Consider the following 510-nt stretch of genomic DNA (forward strand, 5'->3'; position numbering starts at 1 on the left):
CTGCGACCGCGGAGCCCTCGGCCACTGCGGAGCCCACCAGCGAACCCGCACCGGAGCCGACTGGTTCACCCACCAGCCCTGCTCCCGCGCCCTCGGCTGCTCCGTCGTCGGAGCCCTCCGCCTCGCCGTCCCCCACGGCCCGCCCCTCCGAGACGGCGTCCCCGGCTCCTGCACCTCAGACCACCGAACCCGACCAGAACGCTCCGAAGCCGATCCCGGATGACAGTGGGCGCCCCGGAACGGACAACGCCGCGGGCAACAACCCAGGTGGCAACCCCGGCGGCTCGGGTTCCGGCTCGGGCGCTGGTTCAGGTGCGGGCGCGGACACAGACGCAGGCAGCCAGGCCGACTCCTCCGCGCCGCAGGCCCCCGATGCCGGATCGGACTCCCGTTCGACCTCGCAGGACGGCTCCGCCCAACAACCGGCCAACGCTGGGGCGGCGCCCGCCCCGAACGCCGGTGGCTCAGGAGGCGAACGCGCCCATGCCTCGGAAGACTCCGCGGCCTCGG

General features: G+C 74.9%; 1 pseudogene. It reads left to right on the forward strand.

What is annotated here, in order from left to right:
- Positions 1–510, forward strand: a pseudogene (locus BKH20_RS13620) (hypothetical protein); the annotation flags it as partial.

The organism is Actinomyces oris (genome assembly GCF_001937445.1).
Classification (GTDB): domain Bacteria; phylum Actinomycetota; class Actinomycetes; order Actinomycetales; family Actinomycetaceae; genus Actinomyces; species Actinomyces acetigenes.